The sequence below is a fragment of the Plantactinospora endophytica genome, from assembly GCF_016862915.1.
Taxonomy (GTDB): Bacteria; Actinomycetota; Actinomycetes; order Mycobacteriales; family Micromonosporaceae; genus Plantactinospora; species Plantactinospora endophytica.
This window is the reverse complement of sequence record NZ_BONW01000041.1, coordinates 256,255-270,838: the sequence shown is the minus strand read 5'-3', so window position 1 is coordinate 270,838 and position 14,584 is coordinate 256,255. Positions and strand designations below refer to the sequence as shown.

Sequence of the window (14,584 nt, the reverse complement as noted above, 5' to 3'; positions counted from 1 at the left end):
CCGTGGAAACGGAAAACATCCGCGTTCGGTTCATCGCGCCGGGAAAGGATCTGATGACATTGCGTGCCCGGTCCTTCTGGCTTGCCGCGCCCGGCCGGGGCGAGATCCGGTCGATTCCGCTGGCCCCGCCCGGTGCCGACGAGGTGCTGGTCCGCACGCTGCACTCCGGATTGAGCCGGGGTACCGAGACTCTGGTCTTCGCCGGCAAGGTGCCGCCGAACCAGTACGCGACGATGCGCGCCCCGTTCCAGGACGGCGACTTCCCCGGCCCGGTGAAGTACGGCTACCTCAGCGTCGGCGTCGTCGAGGCGGGGCCGGCGCACCTGCTCGGCCGTACCGTCTTCTGCCTATACCCGCACCAGACCCGGTACGTCGTGCCGGCGTCGGCGGTCACCGTCGTACCCGATCGGGTGCCGGCGGCCCGCGCGGTGCTCGCCGGCACCGTGGAGACCGCGGTGAACGCGCTCTGGGACGCCGTCCCCCTGGTCGGCGACCGGATCGCGGTGGTCGGTGCCGGGATGGTCGGAAGTTGCATGGCCGGGATCCTGGCCCGGTTTCCCGGTGCCCGGGTGCAACTGGTCGACGCGGATCCCGGCCGGGCGGGGATCGCCGCCGCGCTCGGCGTCGACTTCGCACTGCCCCGTGACGCCGACGGCGACCGCGACCTGGTGGTGCACGCCAGTGCCACCTCGGCCGGGCTGACCCGGTCGCTGGAACTGCTCGCCCCGGAGGGCACCGTCGTCGAACTGAGCTGGTACGGCGACCGCCAGGTCAGCGTGCCGCTCGGGGAGAACTTCCACTCCCGCCGACTGGCCATCCGGAGCAGCCAGGTGGGTACGGTGTCACCGAACGTACGCGGACGACGCAGTTACGCGGACCGGCTCGGGCTGGCCCTGGACCTGCTCGCCGATCCCGCGTTCGACGCGCTGATCAGCGGCAGGAACGACTTCGAGGAGTTGCCCGAGGTGCTTCCCCGGCTGGTCAGCGGGGAACTACCCGCCCTGTGCCACCTGGTCGACTACCCCGACCCGGCCACCGACCAGTAGCTCCGAGCCGATCGTCCCGACCGGGACCGACCAGAGGAGAATCCTTGTTCAGCATCACCGTCCGTGATCACATCATGATCGCGCACAGCTTCCGGGGCGAGGTCTTCGGCCCCGCGCAGAAGCTGCACGGCGCGACCTTCGTGGTGGACGCCACGTTCCGCCGGCCGGAACTCGACGACGACAACATCGTGGTCGACATCGGGCTGGCCAGCGGGCAGTTGGCCGAGGTGCTGGGCGAGTTGAACTACCGCAACCTGGACGACGAGCCGTCGCTGGCCGGGATCAACACCTCGACCGAGGCACTCGCGCAGATCATCGCCGACCGGCTGGTCGACCGGGTGCACGCGGGCGCGCTCGGCGAGGGAGCACGCGGGCTGACCGGGATCACCGTCACCCTGCACGAGTCGCACATCGCCTGGGCCAGCTACGAGCGGACCCTGTGATCCGACCGGATCCGGCAGCCTCCGCCGGGTGCCCGACGGTGTCGGCGACCCCGCCGATCCTCGCGCCCCTGCCGATCTCGGCGACCCTGGCGGGCCCGGTGACCCGGGCGGCGCGGTGAGCGCCGGTACCGCGTGGTTGGTGCTGCCCGGGGACATCGACGACCCGGGCACACCGAGCGGTGGCAACGCCTACGACCGGCAGGTCTGCACCGGGCTGACCGACCTCGGCTGGCAGGTGCGGGAACTCGCCGTACCGGGAAACTGGCCCCGGCCGGCCGACGGCGAACGGGCGGCGCTGGCCGGGGCGCTCGCGGGCGTACCCGACGGCGAGGTGGTGCTGCTCGACGGGCTGGTCGCCTGCGGCGTACCCGAGGTCGTCGGTCCGGCCGCCGAGCGGCTCCGGCTGGCGGTGCTGGTGCACCTGCCACTGGCCGACGAGACCGGGCTGTCCCCCGAGGTGGCGGCCCGGCTCGACGACCTGGAACGGCTGACCCTGCGGGCCGTACCGGCGGTGGTCGCCACCAGCGCCGGGACGGGACGCCGGCTGGTCGAACGGCACGGCCTGCCCGTCGCGCGGGTGCACGTCGTACCGCCCGGAGTCGCCGCCGCACCGCTGGCCCCGGGTACCGACGGCGGCGCGGAACTGCTCTGCGTCGCCTCGGTCACCCCGCGCAAGGGGCACGACGTACTGGTCGAGGCGCTGACCACCCTCGCCGACCGGCCGTGGACCTGCCGTTGCGTCGGCCCGGTCGGCCGCGATCCCGGGTACGTCGACGGACTGCGCCGGGTGGCCGAGGCGGCTGGGCTGGCCGACCGGGTCCGGTTCACCGGCCCGCTCACCGGCGCCGACCTGGCCACCGAGTACGCCGCCGCCGACCTGCTGGTGCTGCCCTCCCGGGCCGAGCCGTACGGCATGGTCGTCACCGAGGCGCTGGCCCGGGGCATCCCGGTGCTGGCCAGCGGGGTGGACGGGGTGCCGGAGGCGCTCGGGCGGGCACCCGACGGCACCGTACCCGGTCTGCTGGTGCCGCCCGGCGACCCGACGGCACTGGCCGGGGCGCTGCGGCGCTGGCTCGACGAGCCCGACCTGCGGCACCGGCTCCGGACCGCCGCCCGGGACCGCCGCGCCGTGCTGCCCGGCTGGGACGTCACCGCCGCCGGCCTCGCCGAGCTGCTGAACACGATGCGGAACGGCATGACCGGACGCGGCGCGGGGATGACATGACCGCACCGCCAGGAAGACGAGATGACTGTACGTGGCGAGAGGATGACATGACCGAGCACAGCGGGCGAACCGGCCAACTCGACGGCACGGACGGGGACGACGATTCGCCGTACAGCCTGGCCTGGCTCGGCCTGCGGGAGCCGGCCGACGCCCGGGCCCGCGCGGGTGAGCTGCTCGGGCCGCTGCGCGACCGGCTGCCCGGCACCGGCCCGGCGGTGATCCGGGACCTGGGCTGCGGCAGCGGTTCGATGGGCCGTTGGCTCGCCGGCCAGTTGCCCGGCCCACAGCACTGGGTGCTGTACGACCGCGAAGCCGGGCTGCTCGACCACGCCCGGGAACACCTGCCGGCGACCGCCGCCGACGGCGCACCGGTCAGCGTGCAGACCCGGGAGTGCGACCTCACCCTGCTGACCGCCGACGACCTCGCCGGGGCGTCCCTGGTCACCGCGTCCGCGCTGCTGGACCTGTTCACCCTGGCCGAGGTGGAGCGGCTGGTCGCCGCCTGCGTCTCCAGCGGCGCACCGGCGCTGCTGACCCTCTCCGTGCTCGGCGAGGTGGACCTCTCCCCGGCCGACCCGCTGGACGCCGAGATCGTCGCCGCGTTCAACGCGCACCAGCGACGCGGCAGCGGCGACCAGCGGCTGCTCGGCCCGGACGCGGTCGACGCGACCGCCGAGGCGTTCCGCCGGCTCGGGGCGACCGTGCAGGTCCGGCCCAGCCCGTGGCGGCTCGGCCCGGCCGAGGCGGAGCTGGCCGCGCAGTGGCTGCGCGGCTGGGTCGGTGCCGCCGTCGAGCAGCGACCCGAGCTGGCCGCCCCGGCCGCCGCGTACCTGGAGCGCCGGCTCGCCGCCGCGGCAGCCGGCGAACTACGGGTGGTCGTCGGGCACGCCGACCTGCTCGCCACGTACGGGTGAGCCGGTACCGGGCTGGTCGGCGCGCACGGACCAGCCCGTAGCCAGCAGGTCGGCAGGCACGGTTTCGCCCGTATCGACCCGCTCGGCAGGCCCGGGCGAGCCCGTACCGGGCCGTCCGGCAGGCACGGATGAACCGCAGCCCCGGTTGCCTCGTATAACTGGCGAGAACCGATCGAAGGAGGGTCCGGATGTGCGGGGCGAGGACGTCGCGGCGGGTACCGGCGGACCGGGCGGCGTCGTGAGGCGTACGTTCTGGGCCTGGGCGCGGATACTCGGCGGAGCCGCCATCCTCGGGTTCCTGCTGTGGCGGCTCGGCACCGGGGCGTTCCTGGACGGGCTCCGGGTGATCGACGTCGGTACCCTGCTGGCCGCGCTCGGCATCGGGCTGCTGACCACGGTGTTCAGCGCCTGGCGTTGGTGCCTGGTGGCCCGGGGTCTCGGCATCCGACTGCCGCTGGGCCGGGCGGTCGCGGACTACTACCGGGGGCTCTTCCTCAACGCGGCCCTGCCGGGCGGGGTGCTCGGGGACGTACACCGGGCGGTGCGGCACGGCAAGGACGTGGACGACGTGGGCCGGGGCGTCCGGGCGGTGGTGCTGGAACGGTCCGCCGGGCAGATCGTGCTGTTCGCGGTCGGAGCGGTGGTGCTGCTGCTGGCCTCCCCCGCCCTGCTGCCGGCCGGGTTCGGCCCGACCGGGCGGCTCGCCGCCGTCGTCGCGGCGGCGGCCGGAGTGCTCGGCCTCGCCGGCTGGCTCGTGCTCCGGTCCCGACGGCGCCTCGACCGGTCGCCAGCGGCCAGCACCGAGTCGGGACCTACCGACGTCAGGTCAGCAACGGCCGGCGCCGAATCCGCACCCGGCCTCGCCACAGGAACGGCTGGCATCGCGTCCGGAACGGCCAGCATCGAAGCCGGACCCAGCCGTGCGTCAGGAACGGCCGGCATCGGAGCCGGACCTGTCGGCGTCGGCTCGCGGTGGCGTCGCGGATGGCGGACGGCGGTCTCCGACGTACGGCTCGGGCTGCTCGCCCGGGACACCTGGCCGGGCATCGCGCTCTCCTCCGCCGTGGTGCTGGCCGGACATCTCGGTACGTTCGTCGTCGCGGCCCGGGCCGCCGGTTCGTCGGCGCCGCTCGGCCGGCTGCTACCGCTGATGCTGCTGGCCCTGATCGCGATGGCGCTGCCGCTGAACGTCGGTGGCTGGGGACCTCGGGAGGGGGTCACCGCCTGGGCCTTCGGCGCGGCCGGGCTGGGCGCCTCGCTCGGCCTCACCGTCGCGGTGGTGTACGGCGTGCTCGCCTTCGCCGCGAGCCTGCCCGGGGCGGCGGTACTGGTCGCCCGCTGGCTCGGCGGACTCCGCGCCGTACCCGCCGCCGCGCCGACCGGCGGACCCGGCAGCCGCCTCCCGCTACCCCGAGCGGTCGCGTGACCAGCGTCCGGCTGGATGTCGGAGGGTCAGGCTACGGTGTGAACGCCGCTGCCCAGAGCGCCTCCGGCAGCGGCGAACCGTTCCGAGAGGGCGTAGCGCAGCAGCACCACGTCGCCGATCTGGCACACCTCGGCCAGCTCCGCGCGACGGTCAGGTCCCCACGGAAACCGGCCGTCGCCGACGAAGCGCGGCGCCCGGGAGTCGCCGACGAAGAACGGCGCGATCACCAACTGCAACTCGTCGGCGAGGCCGGCGGTGAGGAACTGGGTATGTATCGTTCCGCCACCCTCGACCATCAGCCGCCGCACACCCCGGGTGTGCAGGTCGGCCAGCACCAGTTCGAGGTCGACGGGGTCGCCGCTGTCCACCACGGTCGCCACCTCGCCGAGCCGCTCGTGCGCGTCGTCGAGGCTCGCGCTCGCGCAGTAGACGAGCTTGTCGATCTCGCCGGTGACGAAGAAGTGGGCGGCCGGGTCCAGGTCGGCCCGGCCGGTCACGGTCACCTTCAGCGGCGTCGGCCGCAGGCCCCGGGCGACCCGTTCGGCCCGGCGGGACGGCGAGCGGACCAGCAGTCGCGGGTTGTCCTGCCGTACGGTGCCGGCGCCGACCAGGATCGCGTCACATTCGGCGCGTACCGCATCGACTCGGTCGAAATCGGCATCGTTGGAGAGCAGCAGCCGGTTTCCGGTGGCGCTGTCCAGGTAACCGTCGATTGACATGCCGCAACTCAGCAGTACGTACGGCCGGTCACTCACTGATCACACCTCTCCGTCGATGAACAGCCCGCGCGGGAGGTCAGTCTTCCGCATCGTCGGCGCCCGTCCCCGCCGACCTCGCCCCGGTGCCGGTCCGGTGACCCCCGCCGGATGACCGCACACCCGTCACCAGCCTCCACGCTCCAACGATGCGGCGGGCAGACCCCCGACAGAGGCACCCTAGATCTTCAGGGCGTACGCACCCGACCCCAAGAGGGAGAACTGATGCCGCACACACCGCCCCAGGTAACCACCGCCGAGGCGCCCGAAACGCTCAACGGCCACGGCCACGGCCACGGGCCGGCTCCGGCCGCGACCGTCCGCCGGCAGGTGACCGTACCGCTCCGCTTCGCCGACGGCTTCACGGCGACCGCGAGCGTGTTCACCTTCGACGGGCTGGTGGACGGCCGGGAGCACCTCGCGCTCGGCCTGGGTGACTGGCGGAACACGGCGGGCTCCGCCGACGGTGGCACGGCTCCGCTGGTACGCCCGCACAGCGAGTGCCTGACCGGCGACGTCTTCGGCAGCCAGCGGTGCGACTGCGGCCCGCAACTGCGGGAGGCGGTGGAACGGATCAGCGAGCACGGCGGCTTCCTGCTCTACCTGCGGCAGGAGGGCCGGGGCATCGGCCTGTACGCCAAGCTCGACGCGTACGCCCTACAGGACGTGGGACTGGACACCTACGAGGCGAACGTGGCACTCGGGCACGGCGAGGACGAGCGCGACTACACCGTCGCGGCGCAGATGCTCCGTACGCTCGGCGCGGACCGGATCGCGCTGCTGAGCAACAACCCGGACAAGGCCGACCAACTCGGTCGGCTCGGCGTGGAGGTCACCGAGCGGGTGCCGACCGGGGTGCACCTCTCCGCCGCCAACGCCCGTTACCTGAAGGCGAAGGCCAGCCACACCGCACACACCATCGAGCTGCCCCTCGCCGACTGAGTGGTGGACGGTGGTCGGCGTTCTCGACCGGGCCGGGCCGATCCCCGCCGGCCGGAATCCGCCGACCCGACCGGGCCGGGCGCGGTCAGACGACCGACGCCCGGTCCAGGTCGGTGATGTCGACGTCGTGCCGTTCGAGGAGTTCCTCGAGCGCCTCCGGGCCGTTCTCCTCGGCGTAGTCCGCCTCGGCCGCGCTGACCGGTACGGCGAGCAGCCAGGCGACCGTCTTGGCGCCGACCACCATCGAGCCGAACTCCCGCTCCCAGAGGTAGGGGTCGGTGAGGAAGAAGTGCGGAAACCGGGTCTCCGGCAGGTGCATCCGGAGCACGTCGCGGAAGCAGGCGCCCGGCTCCGGCTCCCAGCCGTCGTTGATCCAGAAGAACGCGGCGGTGCTCAGCGCCTCGGCGAACTGCGCCTGCACCGCCGAGTCGCTGACGGCGAGCAGCTCGACCCCGAGCGGCGGGTTGACGTCCCGGGGGATGGCCAGGTCCGACAGCCCGATCGTGCAGTACGCCGTCACGTCCGGCCAGGGGTGGTCGGTGGAGTGCAGGATGGCGACCCGGCTGGACCCGTCGGCGTCGAGGTACTCCACCACCCGTGGACTGCCGCCGAAGACCGCCGCGACGGTCTTCGCGATCGCCTTGTTGTCGTTGCTCACGTTCGGCATGTTCACGGTCCCAGGTAGTCGTCGGTAAGGTCCTCACCCGCGTGGCCCCGGTTCGACGATGGTAGCTCCGGCCGGTAGTGCGCCGGGTCGTTGTGCTCGTCGAGGAACTGCTTCCGGCTGATCCGTCGCAGGCGGGCGCTGGCCTGGTGCTTGCGGAACTCGTACCCCGGCTTGTGCCCCATGTCCCAGCGCGTCCACCGACGGATGACCCTGCCGGTCAGCGGGTCCCTGACCTTGCCGTCCGGGCCCTTGTTCGCCTGCCACACCTTGTCCCGTACGCCCCGACGGAAGTTCTTCGGCCGCCGGTAGGGGTCCCGGCGCAGCTTGGCGCGGACGCTCCTGGAGACCGGCGTCAGCTTCTCGCCGTCCTTGACGACCGACCGGAGCGATCGCATGACACCCTTGGCGACGGCGCCGGCCAGCCGGCGCCGGACCCGGCGTCTAACCATTGGCGATCTTCATGATCGCCTCGTTGAGCAGCCAGTCCAGCAGCCGCCGCAACGCCTCGCGGAGCAGCGCGACCCCGGCCGCCGCCAGGCCACCGGTGGCGATCGCCGCCGCGATGGCCAGCACCGTCAGGCTGGCCTGGGCGATGATGTTGAGCTTGAGCGCCAGGACGATGGCGGCACAGGTCAACAGGCCCGCGCCGACGATGTCCGCCCCGGTGGCACCGCCGGCCAGCCGGGACGCCGGGGCGGCGTCCCGGGTCCAGCTCGCCCGGAACACGTCCGCCGTCTCGGCCTGGGTCGCCGTCCAGACTCCGGCCGCCGCGCTGTTGGCGGCCTTCACCTCGGTGTCGAGCTGGCTCGACAGGCCGCCCCAGGCCCGGCCCAGCTCCAGCAGTTTGGTCTCGTCGCTCTCCGGCCAGTGGAAGCCGATGGTGGAGAGGATCTCCACCAGGCTGGCCGGCAACTGGATCCCCATCCGGGTCCCCTTACGGCTGGGGCCACCCCTGGCTGTCCAGGAGGGCGCGGGCTGCTGCCTTGCTGTCCTGATCGGCGGTCTCGAAGAGGAACGCCACGATGTCCAGCCGCTCGACGTACTCGTCGATGGTGTCGAGGTTGGAGGTGTAGCAGTTCATCACCATCGCGTGCGCGCCCTGGTAGACCTCGGCGATGACGCCGCCCAGCTCGTCGTTTCCCCACGGCGAGTCGACGGCGTCCAGCCGCTGCTGGAATGCCTGGAGCAGGGCGTCGGTGCGGTCGACCATCTCGGCGAGCTGGTCGGCGGAGGCGCGCAGTCCCTCCGGGGAGACCTCGGTCGTACTCACCGGGCCCGCCGCTCGATCCGGGCCATGGCATCGGTCAGCGAGTCGGTTATCGCCCGCATGTTCCGGATGCCCTCCTCACGCACCTCGCGGAGCTGTTCCGCCAACGCCGCCGGATCCACCACACCGTCGGCGACCGCCGCCTCGTCGGCGGAACGCGCGGCGAGCCACGCCTGGTTGAACGCCTGCGTGATCCCCTCGGCCAGCTCAGCCGCGCGCAGGTGCATCGCGTCGTCGGCCAGCCGGAGGTCGTCCACCCGCCCGTCGGCGGTCAGCCGGACGCGTACCCGGCCGTCGAGGGCGCTGCCGGTGGCCGGCTCCCGGGTCGCGGGCCGGTCGCGGGCCGCCTCCGCCTCGCGCTGGACGGACTCCATCAACCGGTCGATGTCACCCAACACGTGCCACAGGTCAGACAACCCACGCCTCCCGGTGCCGGCGGCGGAGACCGGGCGCCTGCCGTCTCCGCCGGGACCTCGAACCTAACGGGCCGCCGATACCGGGGCAATCGTCAATCCCGGCGCTTTCCGGCAGAGTCCGACCTGCCGATCCCGACGCGCTTTCCGGCAGAGTCCGAACCGCCGGTCCCGGCGGCTTTCCGGCGGAGTCCGACCGGCAAGGCAGCGCAGGTCGGGACGGGGCCGACCGGCGGACGACGGGCAGCCGCCCGGGCGCTACCCTCCGGCTTCGGGACGCTCCGGCTCGCGGCCGGGGCCGCTCGCCGGGCTGCACCACAGCCGGCGACGACGAGAGGAGACGGCCATGCTTGTCGACTGGCCACTGGACCGGTTGCGCGACTACCTGCCGGAGCGCGACGAACCCGCCGACTTCGACGACTTCTGGGCGAAGACCCTGGGCCAGGCCCGGGACGCCGGCGCCCCGGCCCGGTTCGAGCCGTACGACGCCGGTCTGTCCACGGTGGAGGTCTTCGACGTCACGTTCTCCGGCTTCGCCGGTCAGCCGGTACGCGGCTGGTTCCTGCTCCCCCGGCACAGCACCGGCCGGCTCCCCTGCGTCGTGGAGTACATCGGGTACGGCGGCGGGCGCGGGCTGCCGCACGAGTGGCTGGCCTGGAGCGCCGCCGGCTACGCCCACCTGGTGATGGACACCCGGGGCCAGGGCAGCAACGGCTACCTGGTCGGCGACACCCCTGACCCGGACCCGGTCGGCCTGCCGCAGACCCCCGGCTTCATGACCCGAGGGCTGACCGACCCGCAGTCCTACTACTACCGTCGGGTCTTCACCGACGCGGTCCGGGCGGTGGAGACCGCGCGGGCGCATCCCCGGGTCGACCCGGACCGGGTGGTGGTGGCCGGCACCAGCCAGGGCGGCGGGATCAGCATCGCCGTCTCCGGCCTGGTCGACGGGCTCGCGGCGGTGCTGCCGAACGTGCCGTTCCTCTGCCACTACCGGCGGGCCACCGAGATCAGCGACGCCTACCCGTACCAGGAGTTGGTGACGTATCTCAAGACGCACCGGGGCGACGTCGAGCAGGCGTTCCGCACGCTCGGCTACTTCGACGGGGTCAACTTCGCCAGCCGGGCCACCGCGCCGGCCCTCTTCTCGGTCGCGCTGATGGACGCGGTCTGCCCGCCGTCGACGGTCTACGCCGCCTTCAACCACTACGCGGGCGCGGAGAAGGACATCACGGTGTGGCCGTACAACGGGCACGAGGGTGGGGCCGGCTTCCAGTTCCCCCGGCAGGCCGAACTGCTCCGCCGGCTGTTCGGCGCCCGTGAGTAGCCCGGAACGGAGAACCGCCGGGCCGACCGACGGCTACGGCGCCGCGTTCGACCGGCTCTTCGACCGGGGCCGCGCGGCCGTGCTGTCCGGTACGCACTACCGCGACTCGCCGCCCGTCGACGGCGGCTGGTGGGGCATGTCGGTGGTGCTGCCGCCGGATCCGGGCTGCACCGGCCGGCTGGCGGCGGTCACCGCCGAGGCACTCGCGGTCGCCGGGCCACGGCACTGGCCGACCGGCGCACCGCAGGCGGCGCACTTCACGGTACGGGCGATCGAGGCGCACCGGACCGCGGTGCCGGGGACCGATCCACTGGTACGCCGGGTCCGGTCAGCCCTGCGCCGGGCCGCGACGGCGTGCCGGCCGGTACGCCTGGAACTGCGTGGGCTGACCCTGACCCCGTCCGGCGTGATGGCCTGCGCGTACCCGGTCGACTCGGCGGCGGACGACTTCGCGGCGCGACTCGGTGCCGAACTCGGCGACGACGCCTGGTTCGAGGCCGACTTCTCCCGGGACATCTGGTACGCCACCCTGGTCCACTTCACCGGCCCGCTGCGCGATCCGGCCGCCCTGGTGGACTGGGTGGCCGCCCGTCGCGGGACCGACCTGGGCGAGGCGGCGATCGGGGCGGCCGAACTGCTGCGGTTCCGCTTCGACGGCCGCCAGCCGGTACGGCTGCCGCTGACCAGCGCACCCTTCGGCGCCACCCTGCGCTGAGCCGCGGCAGCACGCCCCCGGATCGTCGGCGAAACGGTCCGGTTCGGCAACGGCACGGCCCGGATCGTCAGCGGGACAGTCCGTCCCGATCGGCAACGGCACGGCCCGGATCGTCGGTGGAACGGTCCGGGTCGTCGGCCGGACGGTCCCCCGCGTACCCGATCGTGGTCATATGATTACCCGGCTCCTCCGGCCCGGTCGCCGCCGACCCGTCCGCAGCACGGTCGACGACGACTGTCAGATCCACGTCCGCCGCTTTCCTCGGGGCGCCCGTGAGGAAACGATGGTCCGGTAGTCACGGGAGGAAGTCATGGACTCCGACAGCGTCGATCCGGGCCGCCCGGCGGAGCCGCTGCCCGCCGAGTTCGGCTCCGCCGAGCAGAACGCCGACGGCGGCGACCGGGCGAGCCCACTCTCGCCGGTACCCGCCTCGCCGAGCCTGGTCACCGACTCGGTGATCGCCCGGCCGTTGCAGGAGCGGATGCGTGAGTCCGGCGACGAGCCGATCGGCGTGGTGATCGAGCTGCGTACCCGTTATCTCGGCGGGGTGCGGCGGGCACAGTCCCGGGTGCAGGCGCTGATCGGGGCGGTCGCCGACCCCGAGACGCCGGTCTGGCCGATCGGCTCGTACGTCAGCACCGCGCTGACCGCCGCGCAGATCCGCGCCCTGGTGGCCGCCGACGCGGAGGAGGCCGAGGAGGTCGCCCAGGAGCAGGCGGAGGCGGAGGCCGGGTTGGCCGAGCAGGCGCCCCGCCCGGGTCCGGCCGCCGAGGACCCGTCGGCGTCGACGGTCGGCGCCGGGCCGGCTCCGCGCTCGGCGATCCACCGGATCTGGCCCAACTTCGAGGTCCAGCCGCTGATCCACCGCTCGGTGGTGACCACCAAGTGCCAGGCGGCGCACCGTGCCTTCAACGCGTACGGGCAGGACATCGTCTGGGCGGTGCTCGACTCCGGTATCGACGCCGAGCACGCGCACTTCCAGCGGCACGGCAACCTGACGTTGGCCCCGCCACTGGCGCACCGGTCCTTCGTCGGCGACGACGACGCCGACGCGATGCGGGACCGGGCCGGGCACGGCACGCACGTGGCCGGGATCCTGGCCGGTGAGCAGATCGTCGGCGACGACGAGAATCCGCTGACCGCGGCCACCTTCTACCAGCCGGACGCGGGTGACCTGCGCAGCGAGCGGTTGCACCTGCGGTCGATCAGCGGGATGGCGCCGCGCTGCCGGCTGCTCTCCTGCAAGATCCTGCGGGACGACGGCTCCGGCGACATGGCGGCGGTGCTGGCCGCGCTGGAGTACATCCAGGAACTCAACGACTACGGCCGGGAGTTGCTGGTGCACGGGGTCAACCTGTCCGTCGGCTACCCCTTCGACCCCACCTGGTTCGCCACCGGGCTCAGCCCGATCTGCCGCGAGGTCGACCGGCTGGTGCAGTCCGGCGTGGTCGTCGTCGCGGCGGCCGGCAACACCGGGTACGGCTACGTCATCGACGCCGGTGGCCGGCGGATGCGTACCGCGTTCGACCTGACCATCAACGATCCCGGCAACGCCGAACTCGCGATCACCGTAGGCGCCACCTCGTGCCGGCCGCACGCCTCGGGCATCTCCTACTTCTCCTCCAAGGGGCCCACCGGGGACGGCCGGGCCAAGCCGGACCTGGTCGCGCCGGGCGAGCGGGTGATCAGCGCCGGTACCGGTCGGCTGCTGGAGCAGGCGCTCAGCGGCGTGCCCGGTGCGACCTACGTGGAGAACTCCGGTACGTCGATGGCGGCGCCGCACGTCTCCGGGGTGGCGGCGGCGTTCATGTCGGTGCACCAGGAGTTCATCGGCCGCCCGCACCGGGTCAAGCGGGCACTCCTCGACTCCGCCACCGACCTCGGTCGGGACCGCTCGTTCCAGGGCCGTGGGCTCGTCGACGCGATGCGGGCCCTTCAGTCGGTCTGACCACTCGCTCCGGAAGGGGTGCGCAGATGCAGTTCCCGTACGCGGAGGTGGAGATCGAGTCCACCGGTGCGATCCACGACGACGCCCAGCGGCGGAACGCGTTGGGCCTGGTCGCCGCGTCCGGCGCCACCGACGTACTCGTGCTCTGTCACGGCTGGAACAACGACATCCCGCAGGCCCGCCGCCTCTACCAGCGGCTGACCGACAACCTGGCGGCGGTACGCCCGGCGGTGCCCGGGGCGGCGTCCCGGACCCTGGCCGTGGTCGGCGCGCTCTGGCCCTCCATCCGCTGGTCGGACGAGGACGAGGTGGCCGGCGGCGGGGTCGGCGTCGAGGACGAGGCCGCCGCGCTGATCGGGGCGATCGCCACCCGGATCGAGGATCCGGCCCGGGCGAGCCTGCTGACCCGGCTGGTGCCGAGGCTTGCCGAGTCGGCCGACGCCCGGCAGCGGTTCCTCGACGCGCTGCGGGAGCAGTTGCCGAGCGCGCCGCCCGAGCCGGCCACCGACGCCGCGAGCGTGGACGAGGACCCGCCGCCACCCGCGCTGCTCGACGGCGACGAGGAGACGGTCTTCCAGGCGATGGGCGGCCCCGAGTTCGACGCCGGCCTGCCGGAGCGGACCGGCGGTGCGGCCGACGTCGGGGCAGGCGGTGCGGGCGAGGTGGCCGGCGGTGCGGCAGACGTCTCGTTCGGCGGTGCGGTCGGAATGGCCGGCGGTGGGGCGGCCGGGTTCGGGTTCGACCTGGACGGCGTACTCGCGAAGGCGCGCGGGGTGCTGAACGTGACCACCTACTACACCATGAAGGACCGGGCCGGGAAGGTCGGCTCCGGCGGTATCGCCACCCTGCTGGCCGGGCTGGCCGGGGCGCCGCAGGGGGTACGGCTGCATCTCGCCGGGCACTCGTTCGGCGCCCGGGCGCTGGCCGCCGCCGCGGCCCGGCACCAGCGGCTGCACTCATACACCCTGTTGCAGGGCGCGTTCAGCCACCACGCCTTCGCGGTGAACTTCAACGGGCGGGGCGAGAACGGCATGTTCCGGACGGTGCTGGCCGACCGGCGGCTGACCGGGCCGATGCTGGTCACCCACACCGTCAACGACCGGGCGGTCGGCCTGGCGTACGCGGCGGCGTCCCGGCTGGCCCGGCAGGCCGGCGCCGGCCTCGGCGACGCGAACGACCCGTACGGCGGGATCGGCCGGAACGGCGCGCTGAAGACGCCCGAGGCGGTACAGCCCGGTGCCGAACTGCTGGACGTCGGCGGCGGCTACCAGTTCCAGCCCGGCCGGGTGCACAACCTGAGGGCGGACAGGTTCGTCAGCTCGCACGGCGACGTCAGCGGCCGACAGGTCGCCTACGCTCTGTATTGCGCCATTGCCAGTCAGTAACAGAACGTGATAGCCGTCACGTCGGACGACCCGCGCGAGGCCGCCCGAAACACCTCGGAGGTCGAATATCCGGTCGTCTCTGATTGACTCGGTCACCGGTGGGTACGGTCC

The 14,584-nt window shown here is 73.4% G+C and carries 17 protein-coding genes; 10 read left to right on the top strand and 7 right to left on the bottom strand.

What is annotated here, in order from left to right:
- The first annotated feature begins 53 nt into the window (after positions 1 to 53).
- The 5 genes from Pen02_RS34720 to Pen02_RS34700 all read left to right on the top strand — a co-directional run bounded on the left by Pen02_RS34720 (position 54) and on the right by Pen02_RS34700 (position 5,054).
- Entirely contained in the window at positions 54 to 1,046 is a 993-nt protein-coding gene (locus Pen02_RS34720; RefSeq protein ID WP_203870398.1) for a zinc-dependent alcohol dehydrogenase, read from the top strand.
- A gap of 44 nt (positions 1,047 to 1,090) precedes the next feature.
- Positions 1,091 to 1,489, top strand: a complete 399-nt coding sequence (locus tag Pen02_RS34715) for a 6-pyruvoyl trahydropterin synthase family protein (RefSeq protein ID WP_203870397.1) — start codon at positions 1,091 to 1,093, stop codon at positions 1,487 to 1,489.
- Between the two features lie 115 nt (positions 1,490 to 1,604).
- Positions 1,605 to 2,714 (top strand): glycosyltransferase family 4 protein, encoded by a 1,110-nt coding sequence (locus Pen02_RS34710; RefSeq protein WP_372445729.1) that lies wholly within the window; start codon positions 1,605 to 1,607, stop codon positions 2,712 to 2,714.
- 47 nt (positions 2,715 to 2,761) lie between these two features.
- Positions 2,762 to 3,628 carry a class I SAM-dependent methyltransferase gene (locus tag Pen02_RS34705; protein ID WP_203870396.1) on the top strand — a complete coding sequence of 289 codons (867 nt, stop codon included), beginning with the start codon at positions 2,762 to 2,764 and terminating at the stop codon, positions 3,626 to 3,628.
- Positions 3,629 to 3,818: 190 nt separating this feature from the next.
- Complete coding sequence (locus tag Pen02_RS34700) at positions 3,819 to 5,054, top strand: lysylphosphatidylglycerol synthase transmembrane domain-containing protein (protein ID WP_203870395.1); 1,236 nt, start codon at positions 3,819 to 3,821, stop codon at positions 5,052 to 5,054.
- A 26-nt stretch (positions 5,055 to 5,080) separates the two neighbouring features.
- Here the strand turns inward: Pen02_RS34700 and Pen02_RS34695 are convergent, their stop codons facing one another.
- The gene (locus Pen02_RS34695) at positions 5,081 to 5,809 is read right to left on the bottom strand and encodes a RibD family protein (protein ID WP_203870394.1); all 729 of its coding nucleotides are present in this window, start codon (positions 5,807 to 5,809) and stop codon (positions 5,081 to 5,083) included.
- A gap of 225 nt (positions 5,810 to 6,034) precedes the next feature.
- Here Pen02_RS34695 and Pen02_RS34690 point away from each other — a divergent pair, with 225 nt between their 5' ends.
- Positions 6,035 to 6,751 carry a GTP cyclohydrolase II gene (locus tag Pen02_RS34690; protein ID WP_203870393.1) on the top strand — a complete coding sequence of 239 codons (717 nt, stop codon included), beginning with the start codon at positions 6,035 to 6,037 and terminating at the stop codon, positions 6,749 to 6,751.
- An 85-nt stretch (positions 6,752 to 6,836) separates the two neighbouring features.
- On the opposite strand, the gene Pen02_RS34685 is transcribed toward Pen02_RS34690, so the two are convergent.
- Genes Pen02_RS34685 through Pen02_RS34665 form a run of 5 tightly spaced genes read right to left on the bottom strand, consistent with a single transcriptional unit; the run spans position 6,837 to position 9,101 of the window.
- Positions 6,837 to 7,409 (bottom strand): suppressor of fused domain protein, encoded by a 573-nt coding sequence (locus Pen02_RS34685; RefSeq protein ID WP_203870392.1) that lies wholly within the window; start codon positions 7,407 to 7,409, stop codon positions 6,837 to 6,839.
- An 11-nt stretch (positions 7,410 to 7,420) separates the two neighbouring features.
- Positions 7,421 to 7,867 carry an HNH/ENDO VII family nuclease gene (locus Pen02_RS34680; RefSeq protein ID WP_203870391.1) on the bottom strand — a complete coding sequence of 149 codons (447 nt, stop codon included), beginning with the start codon at positions 7,865 to 7,867 and terminating at the stop codon, positions 7,421 to 7,423.
- Entirely contained in the window at positions 7,860 to 8,342 is a 483-nt protein-coding gene (locus tag Pen02_RS34675) for a WXG100-like domain-containing protein (RefSeq protein ID WP_203870390.1), read from the bottom strand. Before Pen02_RS34675 ends, Pen02_RS34680 begins: the two co-directional genes overlap by 8 nt.
- A gap of 10 nt (positions 8,343 to 8,352) precedes the next feature.
- On the bottom strand, positions 8,353 to 8,688 hold the full coding sequence (locus Pen02_RS34670; protein ID WP_203870389.1) for a hypothetical protein: 336 nt from the start codon (positions 8,686 to 8,688) through the stop codon (positions 8,353 to 8,355).
- Complete coding sequence (locus Pen02_RS34665; protein ID WP_203870388.1) at positions 8,685 to 9,101, bottom strand: YbaB/EbfC family nucleoid-associated protein; 417 nt, start codon at positions 9,099 to 9,101, stop codon at positions 8,685 to 8,687. Before Pen02_RS34665 ends, Pen02_RS34670 begins: the two co-directional genes overlap by 4 nt.
- A 343-nt stretch (positions 9,102 to 9,444) precedes the next feature.
- Here Pen02_RS34665 and Pen02_RS34660 point away from each other — a divergent pair, with 343 nt between their 5' ends.
- Together Pen02_RS34660 and Pen02_RS34655 are read left to right on the top strand one after the other, a co-directional pair.
- Entirely contained in the window at positions 9,445 to 10,425 is a 981-nt protein-coding gene (locus Pen02_RS34660) for an acetylxylan esterase (RefSeq protein ID WP_203870387.1), read from the top strand.
- A complete protein-coding gene (locus Pen02_RS34655) occupies positions 10,418 to 11,140 on the top strand; it encodes a hypothetical protein (protein ID WP_203870386.1) in 723 nt (240 codons plus the stop codon). Before Pen02_RS34660 ends, Pen02_RS34655 begins: the two co-directional genes overlap by 8 nt.
- A 67-nt stretch (positions 11,141 to 11,207) precedes the next feature.
- Here the strand turns inward: Pen02_RS34655 and Pen02_RS34650 are convergent, their stop codons facing one another.
- On the bottom strand, positions 11,208 to 11,387 hold the full coding sequence (locus tag Pen02_RS34650; RefSeq protein ID WP_203870385.1) for a hypothetical protein: 180 nt from the start codon (positions 11,385 to 11,387) through the stop codon (positions 11,208 to 11,210).
- A gap of 63 nt (positions 11,388 to 11,450) precedes the next feature.
- On the opposite strand from Pen02_RS34650, the gene Pen02_RS34645 reads away from it, so the two are divergent.
- Together Pen02_RS34645 and Pen02_RS34640 are read left to right on the top strand one after the other, a co-directional pair.
- Positions 11,451 to 13,088, top strand: coding sequence for a S8 family peptidase (locus Pen02_RS34645; RefSeq protein ID WP_203870384.1), 1,638 nt, complete (start codon positions 11,451 to 11,453; stop codon positions 13,086 to 13,088).
- Between the two features lie 26 nt (positions 13,089 to 13,114).
- Entirely contained in the window at positions 13,115 to 14,473 is a 1,359-nt protein-coding gene (locus Pen02_RS34640) for a hypothetical protein (RefSeq protein ID WP_203870383.1), read from the top strand.
- Positions 14,474 to 14,584 lie beyond the last annotated feature (111 nt).